6 protein-coding genes are annotated in these 4,064 nt (G+C 71.1%); 4 read left to right on the top strand and 2 right to left on the bottom strand.

Going from position 1 to position 4,064, the window contains the following annotated elements:
- Positions 1–215 precede the first annotated feature (215 nt).
- Entirely contained in the window at positions 216–962 is a 747-nt protein-coding gene (locus C1I97_RS32840; RefSeq protein ID WP_111006677.1) for a serine hydrolase, read from the bottom strand.
- Here C1I97_RS32840 and C1I97_RS32835 point away from each other — a divergent pair.
- On the top strand, positions 946–1,710 hold the full coding sequence (locus tag C1I97_RS32835; protein WP_111006676.1) for an SseB family protein: 765 nt from the start codon (positions 946–948) through the stop codon (positions 1,708–1,710). The genes C1I97_RS32840 and C1I97_RS32835 overlap by 17 nt on opposite strands.
- Positions 1,711–1,725: 15 nt before the next feature.
- Here the strand turns inward: C1I97_RS32835 and C1I97_RS32830 are convergent, their stop codons facing one another.
- On the bottom strand, positions 1,726–2,100 hold the full coding sequence (locus C1I97_RS32830) for a DUF1844 domain-containing protein (protein ID WP_111006675.1): 375 nt from the start codon (positions 2,098–2,100) through the stop codon (positions 1,726–1,728).
- A 394-nt stretch (positions 2,101–2,494) separates the two neighbouring features.
- Between C1I97_RS32830 and infC the strand changes: the two genes are divergently transcribed.
- The 3 genes from infC (at position 2,495) to rplT (ending at position 3,934) form a co-directional block, all read left to right on the top strand.
- Positions 2,495–3,133: a translation initiation factor IF-3 gene (gene infC, locus C1I97_RS32820; RefSeq protein WP_111006674.1), complete on the top strand. Its 639-nt coding sequence runs from the start codon at positions 2,495–2,497 to the stop codon at positions 3,131–3,133.
- A 112-nt stretch (positions 3,134–3,245) separates the two neighbouring features.
- Positions 3,246–3,440 (top strand): 50S ribosomal protein L35, encoded by a 195-nt coding sequence (gene rpmI, locus C1I97_RS32815; protein WP_016576627.1) that lies wholly within the window; start codon positions 3,246–3,248, stop codon positions 3,438–3,440.
- A 110-nt stretch (positions 3,441–3,550) separates the two neighbouring features.
- On the top strand, positions 3,551–3,934 hold the full coding sequence (rplT, locus tag C1I97_RS32810) for a 50S ribosomal protein L20 (protein WP_073947459.1): 384 nt from the start codon (positions 3,551–3,553) through the stop codon (positions 3,932–3,934).
- The last annotated feature ends 130 nt before the right edge of the window (positions 3,935–4,064 follow it).

The raw sequence follows: 4,064 nt of genomic DNA, 5'->3' as shown, positions 1-4,064 counted from the left end.
CCCCGTGGCCCCGGCGGCTTCCCGCCTCGCGGGCCCGGCGGCCTCTGAGCAGCCTTGGTGAAGTCCGGTGCGACACTGGCCCCGCGAGGGGCGCGGGGCTGTGCTGTATCGATGTGCGGCTCCTCCCCCTGCTCTTGACGAGCAGGGGACCCCCTCGTGGGCGCGGCCGGCCCCCACCGGCCCGCAGGTTCATCACCGTGCTGCCGGCGGAGCGCTCAGCCCCGCGGCGACGCGCTCCCGCGGAACGCCGACACCGCCTCCCGCGCCGCCGCCTCGACCAGAGCGATGCCCCGCTCCTTCGTCGCGCTGCCGTTCGACAGCGCGGCCACCAGACAGTGGTGGCCGCCGGCCGTCACACGGCCGATGCTGTTGACCACCCACAGCCCGGTCGTGCCGCGCGGCAGCCAGCCGTTCTTCAAGGCCCACGCGGAGCCGTCGGCCGCGGCCGACACCCCCCAGTCCTGGCCCGCGGCGATCCGGCCCATCAGACCCTGGAGACACCTCCGCGAAGCCTCGCTCAGCCGCGAGTCACCGCCGAACACCTGCCGCAGCAGGGTGAGCTGGTCGGCGGCCGTGGTCCGGGTCAGACCCCACAGCGTGCCGTCGCCACCGACGGTGTCCCTGAGCCCGAACCGCTCGTTCGCCGCGTCCAGCCCGTCCGCCCCGCCGATGCTCCGCCACAGCGCCGTCGCCGAGTCGTTGTCGCTGTGCTCGATCATGGCGGTGGCGTACGCCCGTTCCCGCGCCGTCAGCCGCCGCCCCGCGTCCTCGGCCTGGAGCAGCAGCGCCGCCAGGATGTCGACCTTGACGATGCTCGCCGTCTCGTACGCGCCGTCGCCGTACACGAAGCTCCGTCCGGGGCCGACACCGCACACCGCCACCGACACCGCCTCCACCGCCGCCTCCCTGAGAACACCGCGCACCCTGCCGATAGGGTCGAGGACCGTGGCCAAGAAGAACATCCCCACCTCCCCCTTCGCCGAAGACGACGGCTCCGCCGACCCCCGGCTGAGCGCGGCACTCGCCGCCTGGGCCGAGGACCGCACCGCCGTGGAACCCGTCCTGCGGGCGCTCAAGGGCGCCCGGCTGCTCGTCCCCGTCGTGGCCGTCCTCGGGGAGGTGGAGGAGGACGAGAACGGGCTGCGCCGCGAGAAGACCAGCGACATGGCCGTACCCACCCTGAAGGCCGGCCGGCGCACCGCCCTGCCCGCCTTCACCTCCACCGACTCCCTGGCCCGCTGGGACCCGGACGCCCGCCCCGTCGCCGTACCCCTGCACCAGGCCCTGGAGGCCGCCGCGCACGAGAAGGCGGACACCGTGGTGCTGGACATGGCCGGACCGGTGCCGTTCGAGCTGACCGGGCCCGCGCTGCTCGCCCTCGCCGAGGGCCGTACGACGACGGACCCGCTGGCCGACCCGGCCGTCGTCACCGCCGTACGGGAGGCCGTCGCCGCCGAGCCCGCCGTGCTGCGCGCCCACCTCGGACCGGGCCGGGCCGACGGCACCCTCGCCCTGGTCCTCGACCCGTCCGCCACCGCCGCCCCCGCCGAGGCCGTCCGAGCCGTCGCCGAGCGGCTCGCCGCCAGCGACACACTGAGGGCCCGCCTGGTGCGCGGCCTCGACCTGGCACTGCTGCCGGCCGGGGCCACGCCGCCGGGCGAGCCCTTGTACGTGAAGGGTGCGAAGGACGCGAAGGCCGCGAAGGAGTAGGGACGGGGGAGCGGATCAGCCGTAGACCGGCCCGGTGTACTTCTCGCCCGGGCCCTGGCCCGGCTCGTCCGGGACGACCGACGCCTCGCGGAACGCCAGCTGCAGCGACTTCAGCCCGTCCCGCAGCGGCGCCGCGTGGAAGGAGCTGATCTCGGTCGTGCTCGCGTCCAGCAGCCCGGCGAGCGCGGTCACCAGCTTGCGCGCCCCGTCCAGGTCCTTGTGCTTGTCGCCCTCCTCGGTCAGACCGAGCTTCACGGCGGCGGCGCTCATCAGGTTGACGGCGACCGTCACGATCACCTCGACCGCCGGAACCTCGGCGATGTCGCGGGTCATGGCGTCGAAGTCGGGGGTCTCGGAGCTCTCGGAGCTCTCGGAGGGGGTCTCACTCATGCCCCACACGATAGGGGCAGGGCGGACGTCCGCCCCACCAAGCCCCGTCCGGTCCCGATTAGCCGTTCCCACCCGTTGCTGCTAACCTTGTATGACGACCGGTCGGACCCGCATGTCACACGACGCACGAGCCCGGCCCACAAGTGGAGGCTTCGAACTCCCACCTGACCGCCCTCCGGGCGGCGGGTCACCGGTCAGGCGGTCCCACCCCAGTGGTGGCGGCCCGCCCGAAAGTGCGCCCCGCGGTCCTCGCGGCGGTTGCTCCGGTAGTTCGAGGAGCCCCGCCTGTGATCGTCCGGGGCATTTTTACTGCTTCGGCGCGGTTAGGTCTAACGAATCACAGACGTACGCGGCTGTCCGCCAGACCGTCGCGTGGTGCTACCGAGGAGGATCCATCAGCGCCGAGCCCCGCATCAACGACCGGATTCGCGTTCCCGAGGTGCGACTTGTCGGTCCCAGTGGCGAGCAGGTCGGCATCGTGCCGCTCGCGAAGGCACTGGAGCTTGCGCAGGAGTACGACCTGGACCTGGTCGAGGTCGCGGCGAACGCCCGTCCGCCCGTGTGCAAGCTCATGGACTACGGGAAGTTCAAGTACGAGTCGGCCATGAAGGCCCGTGAGGCGCGCAAGAACCAGGCGCACACGGTCATCAAGGAGATGAAGCTCCGGCCGAAGATCGACCCGCACGACTACGACACCAAGAAGGGTCACGTCGTCCGGTTCCTCAAGCAGGGCGACAAGGTCAAGATCACGATCATGTTCCGTGGTCGCGAGCAGTCCCGGCCCGAGCTGGGCTACCGGCTGCTGCAGCGGCTCGCGGAGGACGTCCAGGACCTCGGTTTCGTGGAGTCGAACCCGAAGCAGGACGGCCGCAACATGATCATGGTTCTCGGTCCGCACAAGAAGAAGACCGAGGCGATGGCCGAGGCCCGCCAGGCGCAGGAGGCCCGCAAGGCCGAGGCGAAGGCCAACCCCGGTCGCTCGCAGAACACCGCGGACGCCGAGGCACCGGCCGAGGAGCCCGCCGAGGCGTGACCCCCCCTGGGACGCGCGTCCCAGGATGTAACCGATACAAGAGCGACGCTCCACCGTGCCCGGTTCTCGCAACCGGGCACCGGAGCGCCACCCACGAGGAGAGAACGGCGCTATGCCGAAGAACAAGACGCACAGCGGTGCCAGCAAGCGCTTCAAGGTCACCGGCTCCGGCAAGGTGCTCCGTGAGCGCGCCGGCAAGCGCCACCTGCTCGAGCACAAGTCGTCCCGTGTGACGCGTCGCCTCACCGGCAACGCCGAGATGGCCCCGGGCGACGCCGCGAAGATCAAGAAGCTTCTCGGCAAGTGACGCGGCGGCGCGTGATCCTCTGATCCAGCGCGCCTTACGTCAGGACCGGGACCCATTCGTTTCCGGGCCGTGCGAGCACCACCACGGCCCCGCTACAAGGAGTTAATCAAGTGGCACGCGTCAAGCGGGCAGTCAACGCCCACAAGAAGCGCCGGGCGATCCTCGAGCAGGCCTCCGGCTACCGCGGTCAGCGCTCGCGTCTGTACCGCAAGGCCAAGGAGCAGGTCACCCACTCGCTGGTCTACAACTACAACGACCGCAAGAAGCGCAAGGGTGACTTCCGTCAGCTGTGGATCCAGCGCATCAACGCCGCTGCCCGCGCCAACGGCATGACGTACAACCGCTTCATCCAGGGTCTGAAGGCCGCGAACGTCGAGGTCGACCGCAAGATCCTGGCCGAGCTGGCCGTCAACGACACGAACGCGTTCGCCGCGCTCGTCGAGGTCGCGCAGAAGGCCCTGCCGAGCGACGTCAACGCGCCCAAGGCTGCGTGACGCTGCGCCGGCTTCCGGTCGGCGACCAACGTGACTGAAGGGACCCGCAGGCTGCAGAAGCCTGCGGGTCCCGCCGTATCTGCGCCACCCGCAGAGAGTTCCCGAAGGTGAAGAGCATGCCCCCCGCCAC

Source organism: Streptomyces sp. NTH33 (assembly GCF_003236365.1).
Lineage (GTDB): Bacteria > Actinomycetota > Actinomycetes > Streptomycetales > Streptomycetaceae > Streptomyces.
This window is presented reverse-complemented; position numbering and strand designations above follow the sequence as displayed.

Bases quoted from the DNA above. Each gene is read 5' to 3' on its own strand.
- C1I97_RS32840 (WP_111006677.1), bottom strand. From the start codon at position 962: ATGTTCTTCTTGGCCACGGTCCTCGACCCTATCGGCAGGGTGCGCGGT.
- C1I97_RS32830 (WP_111006675.1), bottom strand. From the start codon at position 2,100: ATGAGTGAGACCCCCTCCGAGAGCTCCGAGAGCTCCGAGACCCCCGAC.
- rpmI (WP_016576627.1), top strand. From the start codon at position 3,246: ATGCCGAAGAACAAGACGCACAGCGGTGCCAGCAAGCGCTTCAAGGTC.